Consider the following 19,692-nt stretch of genomic DNA (forward strand, 5'->3'; position numbering starts at 1 on the left):
TATGGATGCCATCCAGGCTGGATCTCCGCCGGTCCACCGTCAAGTAACAATTTTCCTGTTCAGGAGCCCTATGTGGAGGTTTCCACGGCATGCCTGACCGGCCGTCCGGCACAGACCGGACAGCCCTCCTTCCGGCCGGCTCAGTCGCTCAGGTAGAGCACGGCGTAGACGCCGACCCGTACGGTCCGCCGGGCGGCGCCGCCCGGTCGGCCTGCACGATCTGCTTGGGCATGGGTCAACCTCCGTGTCGGGGAAACTGTTCGGCGAGCCCGTCCGGGCCCACCAGAGGTGGGGTGAGGAGTCGGCGTACCGCCCGGTCCCGCCGGGCCAGCGCGGCGCGCTGGGTGTCGGTGAGCGGGATCCACGGCGGCACCGGCTCGGGCAGCCGGGGCGGCAGCGGCCGCCCCGCCCGGTAGGTCAGCTCGTTGACCAGCCGCAGCGGCGCGTGCCGGCGCTGCCCGTGCACGTCGACCACCTCGTGCCGGAGCGGCTCCGCCCTGAAGACCGCGATGTCGGCCGGCGCACCCACCGCGAGGGTGCCGGTTCCGTCCGGCAGGCCGAGCATCCGGGCCGGTCCGGCGGTCGTCGCCGCCACCACCTGCGGCAGGCTCATCCCGACCGCCAGCATCTTGACCATCGTGGTCGGCAGGTCGAAGACCGGGCCGTGCAGCGACCGGCCGTGCAGGTCGGTGGAGACCGCGTGCGGCGGCATCCCCGCGGCCAACTGCGACTCCAGGACGTCGAAGGCGAAGCCGCCGGAGCCGTGCCCGAGGTCGAAGCGCACCCCCGCCTGGTACGCCTCCGTCGTCGCCGGATGGAACCCGTCCGCACCGGCGGCGATGCCGCTGGCGCAGTGCGTGATGATGTCGCCCGGCCGCAGCAGCGGCAGCAGCTGCGCCACCGAGGGCGGTGCCGCGCCGATGTGCACCATCACCGGCAGCCCGCAGGCGTCGGCCGCCTCGACCGCCCGGCGCAGCGGGTCCAGCCCGTTGCTGCCGACGTTGTGCCGGTCCATCCGCACCTTGAATCCGACGATCCTGCCCGGGTGCGCCCGGACGGTCGCCACCGCCAGGTCGACGTCGCAGTTGGCCAGCTCGCGGGCTTCGCCGACCCGGGCGACCAGTCCCACCGCCGAGATGTTCAGCAGCGCCGGCACCCGGACGGCGTACCCGGCGGAGGCGGCCGCGAAGGCCGGAAAGCCGTACGCCCCGGCCGAGCCGGCGTCCACCCAGGTGGTCACGCCGGAGCGCCAGGCCACCGGGTCGGGATGGATTCCCCAGTACGTCGCGCCGGGGTGCACGTGGGTGTGCAGGTCGACCAGGCCGGGCGTGACCAGCCGGCCGGCCAGCTCGACGACCTCGGCGGCCCGCTGCCGGGGCAGCCGGGGCGCGACCGCCGCGATCCGGCCGTGCCGGACGGCGACGTCGTGCGTCCCGCTCCGGCCGCCGCCCGGATCGAGCAGGTCACCGCCGGCGAGCAGCAGGTCCCACACCCCGCCGGCATCGGCACACTCGTCGCTCGCCGGCCCAGCCGGGCGGGCCTGGCCGCTCGTCGGCCCGGCCGGGCGGGTGTAGCCGTTCGCCGGCCCGGTCGGTCGGGTGTGGTCGCTCACTGGTCCGCCCTGGCGGGTGCCCGTGCCGCGTGGTCGCCGGCCGCGACGCCGATCCGCAGCCGGTAGAGGCGGGCCGGCCGGCCCCGGCGGTGCATCTGCGTGCTCCCCTCCGCCTCGACCAGTCCCGAGTCGCTCAGCTTGCGGATCAGGCGCCGGCCGCTGGGATCGGTGATCCCGAGCTGCTGCGCCAGGTCACCGGGGGAGATGGCCCGCCCCTCCAGGGCCCGCTCGATGGCGCAGAGCCGGGAGAGCGTGGCGGCGCTCAGCCCCACCTCGCCGGCCAGCCGCTCCAGATCGGCGCCGTGCTCCCGGTAGGTGAAGGCGAGCGCCGCCCCGGCCGGGCTCATCGGGCCGATGATGACGCCGCCGTCCTCGACGAGGTACGCGCTCGGCGACTCCTCCTGCTCGGCCCGGGCAACCGCCCGCTCGGCCAGATGCAGGCAGCTGCGGGCCGAGGCACCGACCCCGAACCCGGCGGCGACCCGGATGCCGAGGGTCTCCCGCGCCTGGCCGAGGGCGGGCAGCGAGACCCAGCTGTTGGTCGCCTGCTCGAAGAGCGCCTGGTGGGCGAAGACCACCACGCCGCGCCGGCCCCGGTCCTCGATCCAGGCGTCGCCGAACTCCGGCGTGTTCAGCAGCAGGTTCATCAGACCGACCCGGGCCCGGTCCAGGTCGAGCTGCGGGCCGGCCCGGCCGACCAGGAAGATGCCGGCGGCGAAGCGCAGCGCGCTGGCCTGCCTGGACTGCACCTGGAGGGCCAGCTCGTGCAGTTGCGCCCGCAGGGTCGCCGGCCCCGGCAGGCCGCCGAGCACCGGGGTGCTGCCCGCCAGCTGGGCCGCGACCGCCGTACGCAGGCTGATCACGTAGTCGGCGCCGGTCCGGGTCAGCGCCGAGTGGTGGAACGCCACGATCTCGGCAACGCTCTGCTCCGGGTCGTAGGGCAGACAGCTGATCCGTGTCGGGTCCAGCTCCAGCGCCCGGGCCACCTCGTCGACGGTCTGCGCGTCGTAGGTGTCGATGCTGACCGGAGTGGGCCGCCAGCCCCGGGCCTGCGCCCGGAACAGCGCCAGCGACAGGTCCAGCCCGGCCGAGCGGAGGATCGCCACCGGCAGGTTCGCCGGCAGCAGGTCGCGGCACTTCGCGTACGGGACCGGGCCGAGCAGCAGACCGTCGACGCGCTGCCGGGCGAGTACGCCGTCAACGAGATCACGGACCGCGTCCTCGTGCTCGTAGACGATCCACTCCAGCGCCACCCCGGCCAGGGTGCGCGCCGCGTCCTCGAAGACGCCGCGGTGGCTGGCATGAATGACGAGACCGATCACCATCGGATCTCCAGGTTCGAAAATGGTCCGTTAACCGGGGCTGCGCATAGCCTGGACGTCCCGGCACTCGTCCGTCAAGACGTTGACCTGGCCGGTCCCGTCGGGCAGGCTGGGCAACCACCAGCGAGCCACATCCGAACCTGAGCCTGCGACGGGGGAGAGCCGGTGCGCGACCACCGATCCGCCGAGACCGCCCTCGACTGGCGGGCCAGGGGCTTCTGGCAGCCCGACGGGCCGGTGCCGGACGCCACGTACGCCGCCGCCGGGCACTCCCTCTTCGACGGTGCCGTCACCTGGCCCACCCTCGCCGTCCGGCGCTCCGCCGTCGCGCACAACGTCGCCACGATGGCCGGATTCTGCGCCAGGCACGGCTTCGGGTTCGCCCCGCACGGCAAGACCACCATGGCGCCGGCACTGCTCACCGCACAGTTGGCCGCCGGCGCCTGGGCGATCACCGTGGCCACCGCCAACCAGGTGCTCGCCTGTCGGGCCCTCGGCGTGCCCCGGGTGCTGTTGGCCAACCAGCTCCTCGACCCCGGGCCGCTGCGCTGGCTGGCCCGGGAACTCGGCCGGGGCTTCGAGGCGCACTTCTTCGTGGACTCGGTCGCCGGGGTCGAGGCGATCGGCACGGCCCTCGCCGGCCGTCCCGCCGGCCCGCCGCTGCGGGTCCTGGTCGAGCTCGGCTTTCCCGGTGGGCGGGCCGGCTGTCGCGGCGTCGAGCAGGTGGTCGAGGTGGCCGAGGCGGTCGCCGCCACCCCCGGCGTACGCCTCGACGGCGTCGCCGGCTACGAGGGCGGCCTGCCGGACGCGGCGGCCGTCTCGGCGTACCTGCGGCGGCTCCGGTCGGCCGCGACCGAGCTGGCCCGCCGAGGGCTGGTCGGGCCGGAGGTGCTGGTCAGTGCCGGTGGCAGCGCCTGGTTCGACCTGGTGGCCGAGGAGCTCGGCGGCGGCTGGCTCACCGGTCACGACCTGCGGGTGGTGCTGCGCAGCGGCGCCTACGTCACCCACGACCACGGCTTCTACGCCGAGCACACGCCGTTCCGGCGGATCCCGGCCGAGGGCCGGCTGGAGGCGGCGCTCGAGCTCTGGGCGCAGGTCACCTCCACCCCGGAGCCGGGGCTGGCGATCGTCGGCATGGGCAAGCGGGACGCCCCGTACGACGAGGGCCTGCCGGTACCGTTACTGATCCGGCGCCGCTCCGGCGAGCTGCGCCCCGCCGTCGGCGTGACGGTCAGCCGGCTCAACGACCATCACGGATATCTCGTGGTTCCGCCGGGCGCCGACATCCGGGTGGGTGATCTGGTCTGCTTCGGCATCTCGCACCCGTGCACCGCCTTCGACAAGTGGCGGGCGATGCCGGTGGTCGACGACGACCACACCATCGTGGACATCCTGCGGACCTACTTCTGAGGGGCCGGCTCCGCTCCGACTCCATCTACCGGACGCCCTGACCGGCGCGTGACCCGGACCCGACCGGGGGACCGGTCCTGTTCGACCACAATCGACCCGAAACTTTCCGCAGGGTCTGACGAACTTTTGTAATTCAGGGCCAAAGTTGCCGCGTCCTCCCCCTTTTCTTCTCGCGGTGCAGCCTCTAGCGTGTGTCTATTCGTAACAGCGACGACCGCTGATCGTCATATCTCTCCCGCCCGGGTGGCCGCCCGGAGCGGGAAGCCCCTCGAAGGCGTCCGGCCCGGCCACGGCCGCGACGCACGTCCCCGCGCGCCGCGAGTGGCACGTGAGCGCGCCCGTCACCCCGACCTTCCCGGCGTGGGCGCGCACCGGTCCGTCCGAACTGCCCGCCGGAGACCTTTTGAATCGATCCAAGCATGGGGCGGTGGAGGCGTCACCGCCCGGAGAGGTGCAGGACATGGGCAAGACGCAGAGCGGATCACCGATGGACCCGGCGGCACGTCGCCGGCTCACCCGGCGGAGCATCCTCGCCGCCTCGGCGGGCGCGGCGGCCGCGCTCAGCGCGGTCGGCGCCAACGTGGTCCGGACCGAGACCCCCGCGGTCGCGCACGGGCAACTGCGGGCCGAGCCGCTGATCCCGGGCCGCAACCGGGGCATCATCCTCTACAGCGTCCGCGACCGGATCTCCGCCGCACCCGACGACAGCGGTGTCCCGTACGGCTTCGAGCGGGTGCTCGCCCGGATCGCCGAGCTCGGCTACCGGGAGGTGGAGTTCGCCGGCTACACCCAGAGCACCGAGATCCTGGGCCGGCAGATCACCCCGGCGGAGATCCGCAAGATCCTCAACGACAACGGGCTGACCGCCAACGGCACCCACGCCTCGATCAACCCGGCCACCTTCGAGCAGCAGATGGACATTGCCGAGACGCTCGGCATGAAGAACATCGGCACCGGCAGCGACCCGACGAACTCGTCGTACACCTCGGACTGGGACGCGGCGGCGGACGTCTGGAACGACCTGGGCCGGCAGGCCCGCAGGCGGGGACTGCGGCTCTACACGCACAACCACGACGCCGCGTACTCGTTCCTGCTCGACGCGGGGCCGCGGGACGCCAACGGCCGGCCGACCCGCTCCTCCGGCACCCGCCGGCTGGAGTACTTCTTCCGGAAGACCGACCCCCGGTACGTCTTCTTCGAGCTGGACATCTACTGGGCCTACGTGGCCCGGTTCAAGCACCAGAAGTACGTCGACCGGTGGGGCAGGGAGAAGACCGACCTCTTCGACCCGATCCTCAACGTGGTCTCGCAGAGCAGGCGGTTCCCGCTGTTCCACGCCAAGGACGGCAACCGGAACAGCGCGCTCGCCAACGGCTACGAGATGACGCCGCTCGGCGAGGGCGACATCAACTTCCAGCAGTTCTTCCAGACCATCGGCGACGCCGACTTCCGGCACGCGAACTGGGAGCAGGACACCGCGCCCGGCGGTGCGGCCAACCCCGGCCAGTCGCTCGACTTCGCCGCGCTCAGCTACACCAACATGTCGGAGCTGACCATCTATCGCCGGTGACCCTCCGGGCGGGACACGGAGCGCCGTGTCCCGCCCACTTCCCGTGACCCCCTACGGCGTGCAGACGGAGGAGAGATGAGGACAATCATGCGCCGCTGGCTGACCGTGCTGGCGGCGACCGCGACGATCGTCCCGCTGACGGTCCAGACCCCGGCGGCGGCGGTACCGGATCCAGGAGCGGGTTCGGGCGGCGTACCCGCCGAGACGCTGGTGGCCGAGGAGAACGGCCCCGCCGCGCTCCGCTCGGCCGCCCGCGCGCCGCGCGACTACGGCGTACTGGTCTTCACCAAGACGGCGGGCACGCGGCGAGCGTCCATTCAGGACGGTGTCAAGGCCATCCGCGAGCTGGGCCGGGAACACGGGTTCCGGGTCACCGTCACCCGGGACGCGGCGGCCTTCACCGAGCAGAACCTCGGGACGTACCGCGCGGTGGTCTTTCTCAACACCACAGGCGACATCCTGAACGCCAGCCAGGAGGCGGCGTTCGAAAAGTACGTCAGGGCCGGCGGCGGATTCGCCGGGGTGCACGCGGCGGCCGAGACCGAGCCGGACTGGGCGTTCTACCAGAGTCTGCTCGGCGCGAGGGCCGCCGGCGCCTCCCCGGTCGAGCCCGGCAACGTCGACGTCGCCGACCGGGCGCACCCGTCCACCGAGACCGTGCCGCGCGCCCTGACCCTGACCGAGGAGTGGTACAACTTCTCCGCCAACGTCCGGGGCGTCTCGCACGTGCTGGCCACCGCCGACGAGCGGAGTTTCGCGGGTGGCAGCATGGGCTTCGACCACCCGATCGCCTGGTGCAAGGACTACCAGGGCGGTCGTTCCTGGTACACCGGGCTCGGCCACTCGATCGAGACCTACCGGTCGAAGCCGTTCACCCGGCACCTGCTCGGTGGCATCCAGTGGGCGGCCGGCGTGGTCGAGGGCGACTGCGGCGCGACCGTGATCGGCAACTACGAGAAGGTCACCCTCAACGACGAGCCGGGCGAGCCGATGTCGCTCGCCGTCCTGCCGGACGGCCGGGTGCTGCACAACACCCGGGGCGGCCAGGTGCGGCTCTACGACCCGACCAGCGGCGCGAGCCCGGTGATCAACACGATCCCGGTCTACAGCCACGACGAGGACGGGTTGCAGACCGTCTCGATCGACCCCGACTTCGCCACCAACAAGTGGGTCTACCTCTACTATTCGCCGCCGCTCTCCACCCCGGTCGACGACCCGGCCACCCCGGGCGTCAACGAGGGCGACGCGCCGGCCACCAGCACCGATCCGACGGTCTGGGACAAGTTCAAGGGCTACAACCAGCTCTCCCGGGTCAAGTTCGTCGACGGCGAGACCCCGCACCTGGACATGAGCACCGAGCAGCAGATCCTGCGGGTGGACGTGGACCGGGGCATCTGCTGCCACGTCGCCGGCAAGGTGAAGTTCGACGGCAGGGGCAACCTCTATCTGATCACCGGTGACGACACCAACGCCGGTGGTTCGGACGGCTTCACCCCGATCAACGAGTCACCGACCCAGGGGCCGGGCTACGACGCCCAGCGCTCCGCCGGCAACACCAACGACCTGCGCGGCAAGCTGCTACGGATCAAGGTACGGGCGAACGGGACGTACACGATCCCGGCCGGCAACCTCTTCCCGGAGGCACAGGACCACGACGACACAACCCGTCCGGAGATCTTCCTGATGGGGCTGCGCAACCCGTTCCGGTTCGACGTGGACGCCTCCGGCCGGGTCTACGTCGGCGACTACTCGCCGGACAGCCGGACCGCCAACCCGGCCCGGGGACCGGAGGGGACCGGCCGGTGGTTCGCCACCAACAGGGCCGGCAACTACGGCTGGCCGTACTGCTACTCGCCGGGCCTGCCGTACGTCGACTACGACTTCGCCACCCGGACCTCCGGGCAGCCGTTCAACTGCGGTGCCCCGGTGAACGACTCGCCCCGGAACACCGGCCGGACGGTGTTGCCGCCGGTGCAGGACCCGCAGTTCTGGTACACCTACCAGGCGCGTACCCCGTGCCCGGGGGCGTACCTGGAGACACCGCCGCTGAGCTGCGACTTCAAGTGGCCGGTGATCGGGACCGGCGGGGTCGGCCCGCACGGCGGGCCGATCTACTCCTACGACCCGGAGTCGACCTCGGAGACGAAGTTCCCGGAGTACTACCACCACGCCGTGGCGTTCGGCGAGTTCACCCGGGACAAGATCTTCATGATGCGGACCGACGGCAGGGGCAACCTGGTCGGCGTCGAGCAACTGCTGCCCGGCTTCGTCTTCGACAACCCGATGGAGATGGAGTTCGGCCCGGACGGCAGCCTCTACCTGCTGGAGTACGGCGACGGCTTCTTCACCGCCAACCCGGACGCCCAGCTCTCGGTGATCCGGTATGTCAAGGGCAAACGGTCGCCGGTCGCGGTGCTGAACGCCAGCCCCACCTCCGGGCAGGCCCCGCTGACGGTGAACTTCTCGGCCGTCGGCTCGTACGACCCCGACCCGGGCGAATCGATCTCCTACGCCTGGGACTTCACCAGCGACGGTACGGTCGACTCGGCCGACCCGAGCACGTCGCACACCTACACCGCGAACGGGACGTACACGGCGCGGTTGACGGTGACCGACTCCGGCGGCAGGACGGGGGTGCTGACCCGGACCATCACGGTCGGCAACACCGCCCCGACGGTGACGGTGACCGGCCCGATCCCGGGTTCCTTCTTCGACTGGGGTGACCAGATCCCGTACACGGTGACGGTCACCGACCCGGAGGACGGCACCATCGACTGCTCCCGGGTCACCGTGTCGTTCGTGCTCGGTCACGACACCCACGGCCACGAGCACGGTTCGACCACCGGCTGCACCGGCGTCCTCCAGTCCCCGGCCGACGGCGCCGACCACGCCGGCGGTTACCTCTACGGCGGGATCAGCGCCATGTACACCGACCTCGGCGGTGGCGGCCAGCCGGCGCTGACCACGGTCGACCAGGTCGTGATACAGACGCCCCGCCAGCAGGCCGAGTTTGCCCAGGTCCGGCAGGACGTGACGATCGCCAACACCAGTGACGTCGGCGGCGGCCAGCACGTCAACGGGATCGACGCGGGCGACTCGATCGCGTTCGACCCGATCAACCTGGGTGACGCCAGCGCGGTGACCTTCCGGGTCTCCGGCGGCTCGGCGGCCACCGCCGGTACGCCCCGGGCCACCGTCGAGCTGCGGCTCGACTCGCCGACCGGTCCGCTGGTCGGCACCGCCACGCTGAACGCCACGACCGGCAACAACGACTGGTCCAGCCAGACCCTGGCGGTCGACCAGCCGGCCGGCGGGCACCGGCTCCACCTGGTCTTCCAGCCGGTCACCGGTGGCCCGACCACCGGTCTGGTCAACCTGAACTGGGTGGAGTTCACCCCGAGGTAACCCCCGGCGGAACATCTCGATCGCGGAGTGTGCCGGAGAGTCACGATCCTGACTCTCCGGCACACTCGTCCGTGGACCGCTCGTCCGGGTGGCTCACCCGTCGCCGGCCCGGTGCACACCCTCGGCGCCGGGCACACCGGCCAGCAGTCGGGCGTGCAGCGCCGGGTCGGCGTACCCGAGGACGCGGCGGGCGGCGACCCAGGCGGCGCCGGCGGCGGCGTCACCGGCCGGCACGCCGGGCCGGCCCAGCCGGGCGGTGAGGCGCGCCCGCACCGCGTCGCGGATCTCCGGTATCCCGGCGAGGACCCCGCCGGCCAGCACCACCGGGCCCGGCACCGGATGCAGCGAGAGCAGCGTCCCGGCCAGCCGCTCGGCCGCGGTGTCCAGGATGGCGACCGCCGCCGGATCTCCGTCCCGCGCCGCCGCGCCGACCACCGGCGCCAGCCCCGCTATCCCCGCCGTCCCGGCCCGCCGGTCGTGATGTAGCTGGTGGACGCGGGCCACGAAGGCGTCCGGGTCGGTCGTGCCGAGCACGCCGGTCAGGGCGCGGGCCAGTGGATCGGTCGGCGGGCCCCGGTAGAGCGCCCGGGCCGTCGACCGGGCCGCGGCCAGGCCGAGCCAGAACCCCGAGCCCTCGTCGCCGAGCAGCCAGCCGAGGCCGTCGGCGGTCCGGCCGACCGTGTCGTCGTGCACCTCGGCGGCGACCGCACCGGTCCCGGCGATCAGCACCGAGCCGCGCTCCGCCGCCGTGCCGGCCGCGAACGCCACCACCGCGTCGCCGACCGTACGCATCGGGCAGCTCAGCCCGAGCCGTGACCACTGCGCGGCGTACCGGGCGGCCACCTCCGGCTCGGCGAGCCTGGCCACTCCGGCCAGCCCGACCACCGCGCCGGCCACCCGGGCCGGGTCGTGTCCGTGCAGCGCGGCCCGAGCGGCCTCGCCGAGCGCGGCGGCGGCCCGCGCCGGCTCGGCGGCGACCGGGTTCCCGGCGCTGGCCCGGCCGCGCCCGACGATCCGGCCGTCCACGGTGGCCAGCACCGCCCGGGTGGCGGTGCCGCCACAGTCGGCGCCGAGCACGAGCGCATCGATCACGCTGCCGATGGTGCGGGGTACCGATCGAAAATGTCAAACCTATTGACTCAATGCCCCTAACGGTCATAAGTTTTTTCACCACGCGGCTGTCGTGAAAGGAATGTTGATGGAGGAGAGCGGGCTGCTGGGCCGGTTGCGTACCGAGCTGGCGACCCTGCCGGTCGCCCTGCAGCGGGTCGCCGAGCAGATCCTGATCGCGCCGGAGGAGACCGCCCGCGCCACGATCATCGACCTGGCCGAGCGGGCCGGCACCTCCACCGCGACGGTGACCCGGTTCTGCCGGGTCTTCGGCTACCGCGGCTACGCCCAGCTCCGGGTGGCGGTGGCCACCGAGATCGGCCGGGCCGCGCAGGCGCGCTGGGACACCGACATCGACCGGGAGATCGGGCCGGACGACCCGCTCGACCACCTGCTCGGCGTGGTGGCCAGCGCCGACGCCCGGGCGATCCAGGACACCGCCGGCCAGGTGGACCTCGCCGCCGTCGACCGGGTCGCCGAGGCCGTCGCGCAGGCCCGGCGGGTCGACCTCTTCGGGCTCGGCAGCTCCGGCAACGCCGCCCGGGAGATGGCCTTCCGGCTGGAACGGATCCGGATCCCGGTCTGGCACCGGGCCGACCCGCACACCGCGCTCACCAACGCCGCGCTGCTCGGCCCGGGTGACGTGGCGATCGGGCTGTCGCACAGCGGGCGTACCCGGGAGGTGATCGAGGTGCTGGCCGAGGCGGCCGACCACGGCGCGATGACGGTCGCGGTCACCTCGTTCCGGCGCTCGCCGCTGGCCGAGGTCGCCGACGTGGTGCTGACCACCGCCGTCCAGGAGACAACCTTCCGGCTGGCCGCACTCTCCGCGCTGCACTCCCAGTTGCTGGTCCTCGACCTGATCTACGTCGCGGTGGCCCAGCGGACATACCAGCGCACCACCGAGGCGTTCGAGGTCACCGCCCGGGCCGTGGACGCGCACCGGATGCCGGACGAGTCACCACGGCCTCCCGCACGCCGGCAGCTCAAGACCACGGAGGGGACATGACCACGGAGATCGGCGCACCCGCCTACCTCGCCGCCGTCGGCGCCGCGATCGACCGGGTCGCCCGCACCCAGGCCGACGGCGTACGCCGGGCGGCCGACCTGATCACCGCCGCGCTCGACCGGGGCGGGGTGGTGCAGGCGTTCGGCTGCGGGCACTCCGAGGCGCTGTCGATGGAGATCGCCGGCCGGGCCGGCGGGCTGGTGCCCAGCAACCGGATCGCGCTGCGCGACCTCGTGCTCTACGGCGGCGCCGACCGCGCCGTCCTCGAAGACCCGCTGCTGGAACGCGATCCGACCGTCGCGCACCGGCTCTACGAACTGGCGCCGGTCAAGCCCGACGACGTCTTCGTGCTCACCTCCAACTCCGGCGTCAACGGGGTGATCGTCGAGTTCGCCCTGCTGGTGAAGGAACACGGCCACCACCTGATCGGCATCACCTCGCTCGCACACACCGCCCGGGTCCACCCGGGACATCCGTCGGGGCAGCGCCTCGCCGACCTCGCCGACGTCGTCCTCGACAACGGCGCACCCTACGGCGACGCCGCGCTGCCCCTGCCCGGCGGCGGTGCCGTCGGGGCCATCTCCTCGATCACCGGTGCGTTGCTCGCCCAACAGGTGGTCGCCGAGGTCGTCGCCCGGCTGCTCGACGCCGGCACCCGGCCACCGGTCTACCTCTCGGCGAACGTCCCCGGCGGCCGGGAGCAGAACAGCGAGCTAGAGGCGCGGTACGCCGGACGCATCCGGCGCACCGCCTGAGAAGAAGGCGAGGCGCCATGCACACTTTCCGCCCGGCCCGACCCCGGCCGGCACCGACGTCCACCGGCCCGAGCCGACGCACCCTGCTGCGGGCCGCCGCCGCCGGAGCCGCCGCCCCGGCCCTGGCAGGCTGCGTCACCAGCGGCGGCGACGACGGCCAGCCGACCGTGGCCAGGGGCGAGACCAGCGCCGAGAACCCGCTCGGGGTGCCGGCCTCGACCCCGCTGGAGGTGGTCATCTTCGACGGCGGCTACGGCGACGAGTACGCCGGGCACGCCGAGTCGATCTACAAGGGACGGTTTCCGGGCGCCACCATCGACCACAAGGCGATCCAGAGGGTCGGCGAGGCGCTCCAGCCCCGGTTCGTCGCCGACACCCCGCCGGACGTGGTCGACAACACCGGCGCCGGCCGGCTCGACCTGGCCACCCTGGTCGCGGCCGGCAAGCTCACCGACCTCACCGAGCTGCTCGACGCGCCGTCGCTGGACGATCCCGACACCCCGGTCCGGGACACCCTGCTGCCCGGCGTCGTCGCCGACGGCACCCTGGACGGGAAGGTCCACACGCTCAACCTCACCTACACGGTCTGGGGGCTCTGGTATTCCCGGCCGCTCTTCGCGCGGCACGGCTGGGCGTACCCGACGAGCTGGGAGGCGATGCTGGCGCTCTGCGCCGAGATCAAGAAGGCCGGCATCGCGCCCTGGACCTACCAGGGCAAGTATCCGGAGTACCTGAACGATCCGCTGCTGGCGATGGCGGCCAAGGCCGGCGGGCCGGAGCTGGTGACGGCGGTGGACAATCTCGAGCCGGGCGCCTGGAGGCAGCAGCCGCTGCGGGACGCGGCGGGCGCGATCGCCGAACTGGCCGGCCGGGGCTACCTGCTGCCCGGCTCGGAGGCGCTGTCGCACACCGAGGCGCAGGCCGCGTGGTCGCAGGGCAAGGCGGCGATCATCCCGTGCGGCTCCTGGCTGGAGGCGGAGCAGCAGGGGGTGACCCCGGCCGGCTTCGACATGGTGATGGGGGCGGTGCCGTCGCTGGGTGCGGCCGACAAGCTCCCGTACGGGACGATCCAGGCAGCCAGCAGCGAGTCGTTCCTCGTGCCGGCCAGGGCGAAGAACCCGCGCGGCGGGCTGGAGTTCCTCCGGGTGCTCTTCTCCCGGGGCAGCGCCCGGCGGTTCGCCGAGCTGAACAGCACGTTGCCCAGCGTCGCCGGTGCCACCGACGGGCTGACCGTCAGCACCGGGCTCGGCTCGGTCCGCTCCGCCGTGCAGGCAGCCGGAGCCAACACCGTCACCTACCGCTTCCGCACCTGGTACGCCCCGCTCGGCAAGGCGGTCGACGACGCCACCGGCGAACTCGCCACCCGGCGGATCACCCCGGAGCAGTGGGCCGACCGGATCCAGAAGGCCGCCGACGCGGTCGCCGCCGACTCCACCGTTCCCAAGTACACCCGGTAGCCCGCGATGGCGGCCCTGCGGCACGGCAAGTACCGCTTCCTCGCCGGGGCGATCCTGCCCGGACTGCTGCTCTACGCGGTCTTCGTGCTCTCCCCGTACGCGCAGGCGTTCTATCTGGCCCTGACCGACTGGACCGGGGTCTCCGGGCAGGTGGAGATCATCGGGCTGGAGAACTTCCGGCGGCTCGTGCACGACCCGCTCTTCCTGGCGGCGCTGCGCAACAACGCCCTGCTGCTGCTCGTCGTGCCGGCGGTCACCATCGGGCTCGGGCTGCTGCTCGCGGCGCTCGTCAACTTCGGCGGCCGGCGGGGGAGCGCGGTGCTCGGCGGGGTCCGGGGCGGCGAGTTCTACAAGGTCGCCTACTTCTTCCCGCAACTGCTCTCACTGCCGATCATCGCGGTGCTCTGGCAGTTCGTGTACCACCCGAACGAGGGCGTGCTCAACGGCGCGCTCCGGGCGGTCGGCCTCGACCTCCTGGCCCGGCCCTGGCTGGGTGACCCGCACCTGGCGCTCTGGGCGGTGGCCGGGGTGCTGGTCTGGTCGTCGGTCGGCTTCTACATGGTGCTCTTCTCCGCCGCGATGGAGACGATCCCGCGCGACATCCTGGAGGCGGCGGTGCTGGACGGCGCCGGCCGGCTCGCCGTACTGCGCCGGGTCGTGCTGCCGCTGCTCCGGGAGAACGTGCAGGTCGCCTTCGTCTACCTCGGTGTGCTGGCCCTGGACGGCTTCGCGGTGGTCCAGGTGATGACGGTCGGGCCCGGCGGCCCGGACGGGGCCACCGAGGTCATCGGGCTCGGCCTCTACCGCAACGCCTTCACCTACGGCCGGTTCGGCTACGCCGCGGCGATGGGCGTGGCGCTCTTCTTCCTCACCCTGGCCCTCGCCGTCCTGGCGCTGCGGGCCGGCCGCCGGGAACGGGTGGAGCTGGCATGACGACCGTCGTCGACCGTCCGGCGGGCCGCCGGCAGCCCGCCGCGCCGGTCCGCGCCCCGCACCGCCGCACCGGGCGGCTCGGTGACACCGCCGCGCACCTGTTCCTGGTCGGCTGGGCCGGGCTGGTCACCGTGCCGCTGCTCTGGGCGGTGCTCAGCTCGCTCAAGACCGACCAGGAGATCCTGACCAGCCCGTGGACGGTGCCGGCGACGCCCCGCTTCGACAACTGGTCCCGGGCCTGGAACGAGGCGTCGATCGGCAGCTACTTCCTGAACAGCGCGATCGTGGTCGGCACCGCGCTGCTGCTGACCATGCTGCTCGGCGCGCTCGTCGCCTACGCCCTGGCCCGGTACGCGTTCCCGGGAAACCGGCTGCTCTACCACCTGTTCGTCGCGGGCCTGCTCTTCCCGGTCTTCCTCGCCCTGGTGCCGCTCTTCTTCGTGGTACGCCAACTCGGCCTGCTCGGCACCTATCCGGGGCTGATCCTGGTCTACACCGCCTACGCCCTGCCGTTCACCGTCTTCTTCCTGCACGGGTTCTTCCGGTCGCTGCCGTCGGCCCTGGCCGAGGCGGCGTTCCTGGACGGCTGCTCGCACTGGGGCGTCTTCTTCCGGGTGATGCTGCCGCTGGCCCGACCGGGGCTGGTCAGCATCGCGATCTTCAACTTTCTCGGGTTGTGGAACCAGTACCTGCTGCCGCTGGTGCTCAACCCCGATCCGGAGCGGTACGTGCTGGCCCAGGGCCTCGCCGCCCTCTCCGTCAGCCAGGGCTACCGCAGTGACTGGAGCGGTCTCTTCGCCGGCCTCACCATCGCGATGCTGCCGGTGCTGGCCGCGTACGTGCTCTTCCAACGCCGGATCAGGACCGGCCTCACCGCCGGGGCGGTCCGCTAGGCACCCGTACCGTCGCACCTCTCCCACTGTCGCACCTCTCCCATCTGGTCACCATCCGCGTGCCGGGCACCGTCGGCCGGCACCGCGGCCACCCTTCGTCACCCCCAGCGGGAGGAGAAGTCCTCGTGTCAACCAGACCCAGACCCGGCGCGCGAAGTCTCGCGGCCGGCGCCGCGGCCATGCTGGCCGCCGGCACGCTCGCCGGCATCACCGCGACCACCGCCGGTGCCGTGCCGGCCGCCGCCCCGGCCGCCGCCACCTGCGGCGTCCTCTTCGACGACTTCGGCTACTCGTCGGCGTCCGACCCCGCCATCTCCGCGCGGGGCTGGACCGTCCGCACCAACGCCGGCGGTCCGGGCGTGCCCGGGGCGGCCTGGCCGGCGTCGAACGTCAGCTTCCCCACCGACGGCGGGCAGAAGGTCCTCCAGCTCGCCGCCCGCACCGACGGGACGGCCGGTGGCACCAGCCACGCCGAGTTCTTCCACCAGCGGAAGTTCTACGAGGGCACCTATGCCAGCCGGGTCCGGTTCACCGACGCCCCGCAGTCCGGGCCGGACGGTGACCACCTGGTGGAGACGTTCTTCACCATCACGCCGCTGGACCGGCCGCTCGACCCGAACTACGGCGAAATCGACTTCGAGTACCTGCCGAACGGCGGGTGGGGAGAGCAGGGGCCGATCTTCTACCAGACCACCTGGGAGACCTACCAGAACGAGCCCTGGCAGGCCGACAACACGCACACCGCCCAGCGGTCCAGCTTCGCCGGCTGGCACGACCTGGTCTTCACCGTCTCCGGCGGGCGGGTGAAGTACTACGTGGACGGCCAGCAGGTGGCCGACCACGGCGACCGGTACTACCCGGAAACTCCCATGTCGATCAACTTCAACCTCTGGTTCATCGACCTGACCGGGCGGACCGGGACCGGACCGGCCAGCTACATCCAGCAGGTCGACTACCTCTACTACACCGACCGGGAGGTGATCAGCACCGCCGAGGCGAAGAACCGGGTCGCCGCGTACCGGTCGGCCGGCACCGGCCACGTCGACACGGTGGGCAGCGGCGGTGCCTGCCCGACGACCCCGCCGACCACCCGGCCGCCGACGACGCCACCACCCACCACCCGGCCGCCGACGACTCCGCCGACCACCCCGCCGCCGGCCAACTGCGCGGGTGCGCCCGCCTGGGACTGGGGAACGGTCTACCTGGAGGGCGCCCGGGTGCGGCACAACGGGCGACTCTGGCAGGCGAACTGGTGGACCCAGGGCTCCGAGCCGGGGCTGACCGCCCAGTGGCGCGACCTCGGTCGCTGCTGAACGAATGCCGACCGGCTCTCCCCCCACGGCAGGTGCCGGCGGGGGAGAGCCGACGGTTTCGCCGCCACCCGGGCCCGTCGCCGTGGGATCGTCAGACGATCACCCGGGCCCGTCGCCGTGGGATCGTAGAAAGACCTCGAAGGATGTAGGGGCCTGAGATCAAGGAACGTCCTCCCTGGTGGGATGTGCGGGCTTGGTGTCCCAGTACCCATCGAGGAGGACGTTCGTGGTTCAGCGTAGCGGGTTGACCCGGGGTGATCGCCGCAGGAATGACCGGATCGAGGCGTTGCGGCTGGTGGTCCGTGCGGATCGGGCGATCCTGGCGATCGATCTGGGTGAGGACAAGCAGGTCGCCGCGTTGATGGATCACGATGGGCGGGTGCTCGGCCGGCGCACGGTCACGGTGAAGGCGTTCGCGTTGGGCGGCCTGTTGTCCTGGGCGGCGGGGCAGGCCGCCCGGCACGGGTTCGCGTCGGTGGTGCTCGGATGTGAGCCGACCGGGCACCGGTGGCGGTCGGTGATGCAGCTGGCCGACGACGCGGGGATGGGGTTCGTGTGCGTGCAGTCGCTGAAGGTGCACCGGGCCCGCGAGGCCGACGACTACACCCGCGACAAAACCGACCACAAAGACGCGGTACTGATCGGCAAGCTGATCGCCCGCCTCGACGGCTACCTGCCCGAACGTGCCGACGCGGACTGGGCCCGGTTGCGGCATCTGGGTGCCCGCCGGGCCCGCCTGGTGACCGAGGCGACCCGCTGCCAGCAGCAGATCGCCGACCTGCTCGGCTGTTGCTGGCCCGCGGCCCTGGCCGCTGCCGCGAAGCCTCTGGAATCCACGTCGTGGCTGGCCTGTCTGAACGTGGTCGTCGACGCCGGCGCCGACCTGGCCGCACTGGCCGCAGCCGGGCCGGACGGGTTCACCACCGCGGCCCGGGCCCGGCTGTCCCGGTTCGGCGCGGTCAGGCTGTCGCACCGGATCGCCCGGGGCATGTTCACCGCGTTGACCGATCCGGCCGGGGTAGCCGTCCAGCGGCCCGGCGCGTTGGAGCGGATCGGCCTGGTCCTGGCCGACTGGCAGCACACGAACACACGGCTGGCCGATGTCGAGGCCCGGATGACCGGGATGCTCGACGCGATGGGCCTGACCGCTCTGGTGACCTCGATCCCCGGGCTGTCCGCGGTCGGCGCGGCGGTGATCCTGGCCGAGACCGGGGACCTGTCCCGGTTCGCCTCGGCGCGGAGCGTGGTCAAACATGCCGGGCTCAACCCGGCCGAGAACACCTCGGCCACCTTCCGCGGCCAGACCCAGCTCAGCCGGCGCGGCCGGCCCGGGCTGCGCCTGGCCGCCTGGCGCGCGGTCTGGGGTGCCCTGCCCCACAATCCGGTCCTGCACGCCAAGTTCACCCACCTGACCCGCCGCGACACCGACCGCCTGGTCGCCGCGCAGGCCCGCGCCGCGTGCGCCGCGACCCTGCTGCGCTGGCTGCACGCCATCGTCACCCGCCGCCAGCCGTTCAACCCTGACATCGCCTCGGGCCAGCTCCGAGCCGCCGGCCAGCAGACCCCCACGATGGCTGCCTGACCAACCACACCAGCGTCTCGTGACGCGACCACCGACAACCGCATAGACCTTCCCCCACCGGCGGGGCGAGCCCGACTTGCCGTAGAGCCACCAAGCTCGTGTCTGACCAAGGGCCGCCCCGCCGCGCTCCGCACAAGCTCGATTGCACGCTGTCGGGACCCCGCCACCAACAGCGGACCAGCCCGTTTGACGATCTACGTAGAGACGCGGAACCCGCGGCGGAGCCCCCGACCACACCGGCACCAGGGAAAACACCACCCAACCCAGCCAGCCAGACCGGCGCACACAGACCGGCCCGGCCCACACCCATGCCCACCGGGCCGATCAGCAACCACCGACCGGCCCAGCAGCACGACACCACCCACACCACCAGAGAAACAAACCCTGATCAACCAACATCAATCACCCGCCTTGACAACGGGCTCTTACGTTGGTCAGACGATCCGGAGGACGGCGCCCTCGGGCGGCTCGGGCACGGCGTCCGGATGCAGGACCGCGGCGATCGCCTCGACCCCGTCGACCAGTCGGGGGCCGGGGCGGACGACCAGGCCGTCCGCGTCGACCGCCCACACCGCGACGCCGGGCAGGTGGTCGGCCACCAGTTCCGCCTGCTCGGCCGCGCCCGCCAGGTGGAAGCCGCAGGGCGTGACGAGCAGGACCTGCGGCGCCGCGTCGGCGAACTCCTGCCAGGTGGTCTGCACCGAGCGGGCACCGGGCCGGGCGGCGACCGGCTCGCCACCGGCCGCCCGGACCAGGTCCGGCACCCAGTGCCCGGCAGTGAAGGGCGGCTCGACCCACTCCACCACGGCGACCCGGGGCCGCGGCCGGCCCCGCACGGCCGAGGCCACCGCCGCGAGCCGGTCCCGGAGCCCGGCCAGCAGTGCCTCGGCCCGATCCGGCACGCCGGTCCGCTCACCCACCGCCAGGATCGTCCCGAAGACCTCCTCCAGCGAGTACGGGTCCAGCGACAGCACGTCGGCGCGGCAGCCGAGATGGTCGAGGGCGTCCGCGACGTGCCCGGACGGCAGCGCGCAGACCCGGCAGAGATCCTGGGTCAGGATCAGCTCCGGCGCCAGTCCGGCCAGCGCGTCGGCGTGCAGGGTGTAGAGGTCGGCACCCGCCGCCAGCTGCGCCTTGACGTAGTCGTCGATCGCGGCCGGGGTCATGCCCCGGGTGTCCCGACCGCCGACCACGACGGTCTTGTCGGTCCGGGCCGACGGCGGCTCGTCGCACTCGAACGTCACACCGACGAGATCGTCACCGAGGCCGAGGGCGTAGACGATCTCCGTCGCGGAGGGGAGCAGCGACACCAGGCGCATGG

14 protein-coding genes are annotated in these 19,692 nt (G+C 72.7%); 10 read left to right on the forward strand and 4 right to left on the reverse strand.

Features of this window, described 5'->3' with window-relative positions; all coding sequences use genetic code 11:
• Positions 1 to 235 precede the first annotated feature (235 nt).
• Together ACN27G_RS07360 and ACN27G_RS07365 are read right to left on the reverse strand one after the other, a co-directional pair.
• Complete coding sequence (locus ACN27G_RS07360; protein ID WP_421492025.1) at positions 236 to 1,612, reverse strand: amidohydrolase/deacetylase family metallohydrolase; 1,377 nt, start codon at positions 1,610 to 1,612, stop codon at positions 236 to 238.
• Positions 1,609 to 2,937, reverse strand: coding sequence for a helix-turn-helix domain-containing protein (locus tag ACN27G_RS07365; RefSeq protein ID WP_421492026.1), 1,329 nt, complete (start codon positions 2,935 to 2,937; stop codon positions 1,609 to 1,611). The genes ACN27G_RS07360 and ACN27G_RS07365 overlap by 4 nt, the downstream gene beginning before the upstream one ends.
• Positions 2,938 to 3,099: 162 nt before the next feature.
• On the opposite strand from ACN27G_RS07365, the gene ACN27G_RS07370 reads away from it, so the two are divergent.
• The 3 genes from ACN27G_RS07370 (at position 3,100) to ACN27G_RS07380 (ending at position 9,319) form a co-directional block, all read left to right on the forward strand.
• Positions 3,100 to 4,344, forward strand: coding sequence for an alanine racemase (locus ACN27G_RS07370; RefSeq protein WP_421492027.1), 1,245 nt, complete (start codon positions 3,100 to 3,102; stop codon positions 4,342 to 4,344).
• A gap of 460 nt (positions 4,345 to 4,804) precedes the next feature.
• A complete protein-coding gene (locus tag ACN27G_RS07375) occupies positions 4,805 to 5,914 on the forward strand; it encodes a sugar phosphate isomerase/epimerase family protein (protein ID WP_421492028.1) in 1,110 nt (369 codons plus the stop codon).
• 75 nt (positions 5,915 to 5,989) lie between these two features.
• Positions 5,990 to 9,319 (forward strand): ThuA domain-containing protein, encoded by a 3,330-nt coding sequence (locus tag ACN27G_RS07380; RefSeq protein WP_421492029.1) that lies wholly within the window; start codon positions 5,990 to 5,992, stop codon positions 9,317 to 9,319.
• A 93-nt stretch (positions 9,320 to 9,412) separates the two neighbouring features.
• Here the strand turns inward: ACN27G_RS07380 and ACN27G_RS07385 are convergent, their stop codons facing one another.
• Positions 9,413 to 10,411 (reverse strand): N-acetylglucosamine kinase, encoded by a 999-nt coding sequence (locus ACN27G_RS07385; RefSeq protein ID WP_421492030.1) that lies wholly within the window; start codon positions 10,409 to 10,411, stop codon positions 9,413 to 9,415.
• 100 nt (positions 10,412 to 10,511) lie between these two features.
• On the opposite strand from ACN27G_RS07385, the gene ACN27G_RS07390 reads away from it, so the two are divergent.
• The 7 genes from ACN27G_RS07390 (at position 10,512) to ACN27G_RS07420 (ending at position 18,371) form a co-directional block, all read left to right on the forward strand.
• Positions 10,512 to 11,438, forward strand: coding sequence for a MurR/RpiR family transcriptional regulator (locus ACN27G_RS07390; RefSeq protein ID WP_421492031.1), 927 nt, complete (start codon positions 10,512 to 10,514; stop codon positions 11,436 to 11,438).
• The gene (locus tag ACN27G_RS07395) at positions 11,435 to 12,193 is read left to right on the forward strand and encodes a sugar isomerase domain-containing protein (RefSeq protein WP_421492032.1); all 759 of its coding nucleotides are present in this window, start codon (positions 11,435 to 11,437) and stop codon (positions 12,191 to 12,193) included. The genes ACN27G_RS07390 and ACN27G_RS07395 overlap by 4 nt, the downstream gene beginning before the upstream one ends.
• Positions 12,194 to 12,210: 17 nt before the next feature.
• Complete coding sequence (gene ngcE / locus ACN27G_RS07400) at positions 12,211 to 13,650, forward strand: N-acetylglucosamine/diacetylchitobiose ABC transporter substrate-binding protein (protein ID WP_421492033.1); 1,440 nt, start codon at positions 12,211 to 12,213, stop codon at positions 13,648 to 13,650.
• 6 nt (positions 13,651 to 13,656) lie between these two features.
• The gene (locus ACN27G_RS07405) at positions 13,657 to 14,583 is read left to right on the forward strand and encodes a carbohydrate ABC transporter permease (protein ID WP_421492034.1); all 927 of its coding nucleotides are present in this window, start codon (positions 13,657 to 13,659) and stop codon (positions 14,581 to 14,583) included.
• On the forward strand, positions 14,580 to 15,476 hold the full coding sequence (locus ACN27G_RS07410) for a carbohydrate ABC transporter permease (protein WP_421492035.1): 897 nt from the start codon (positions 14,580 to 14,582) through the stop codon (positions 15,474 to 15,476). Before ACN27G_RS07405 ends, ACN27G_RS07410 begins: the two co-directional genes overlap by 4 nt.
• A 125-nt stretch (positions 15,477 to 15,601) precedes the next feature.
• Positions 15,602 to 16,789 carry a carbohydrate-binding protein gene (locus ACN27G_RS07415; protein WP_421492036.1) on the forward strand — a complete coding sequence of 396 codons (1,188 nt, stop codon included), beginning with the start codon at positions 15,602 to 15,604 and terminating at the stop codon, positions 16,787 to 16,789.
• Positions 16,790 to 17,015: 226 nt separating this feature from the next.
• Complete coding sequence (locus ACN27G_RS07420; RefSeq protein ID WP_421492037.1) at positions 17,016 to 18,371, forward strand: IS110 family transposase; 1,356 nt, start codon at positions 17,016 to 17,018, stop codon at positions 18,369 to 18,371.
• Between the two features lie 434 nt (positions 18,372 to 18,805).
• Here ACN27G_RS07420 and ACN27G_RS07425 read toward each other — a convergent pair whose 3' ends face one another.
• Positions 18,806 to 19,690 carry an ABC transporter substrate-binding protein gene (locus ACN27G_RS07425; protein ID WP_421492038.1) on the reverse strand — a complete coding sequence of 295 codons (885 nt, stop codon included), beginning with the start codon at positions 19,688 to 19,690 and terminating at the stop codon, positions 18,806 to 18,808.
• Between the last annotated feature and the right edge of the window lie 2 nt (positions 19,691 to 19,692).

Origin of the sequence: Plantactinospora sp. WMMB334 (assembly GCF_049179095.1) — a bacterium.
Taxonomy (GTDB): Bacteria; Actinomycetota; Actinomycetes; order Mycobacteriales; family Micromonosporaceae; genus Plantactinospora.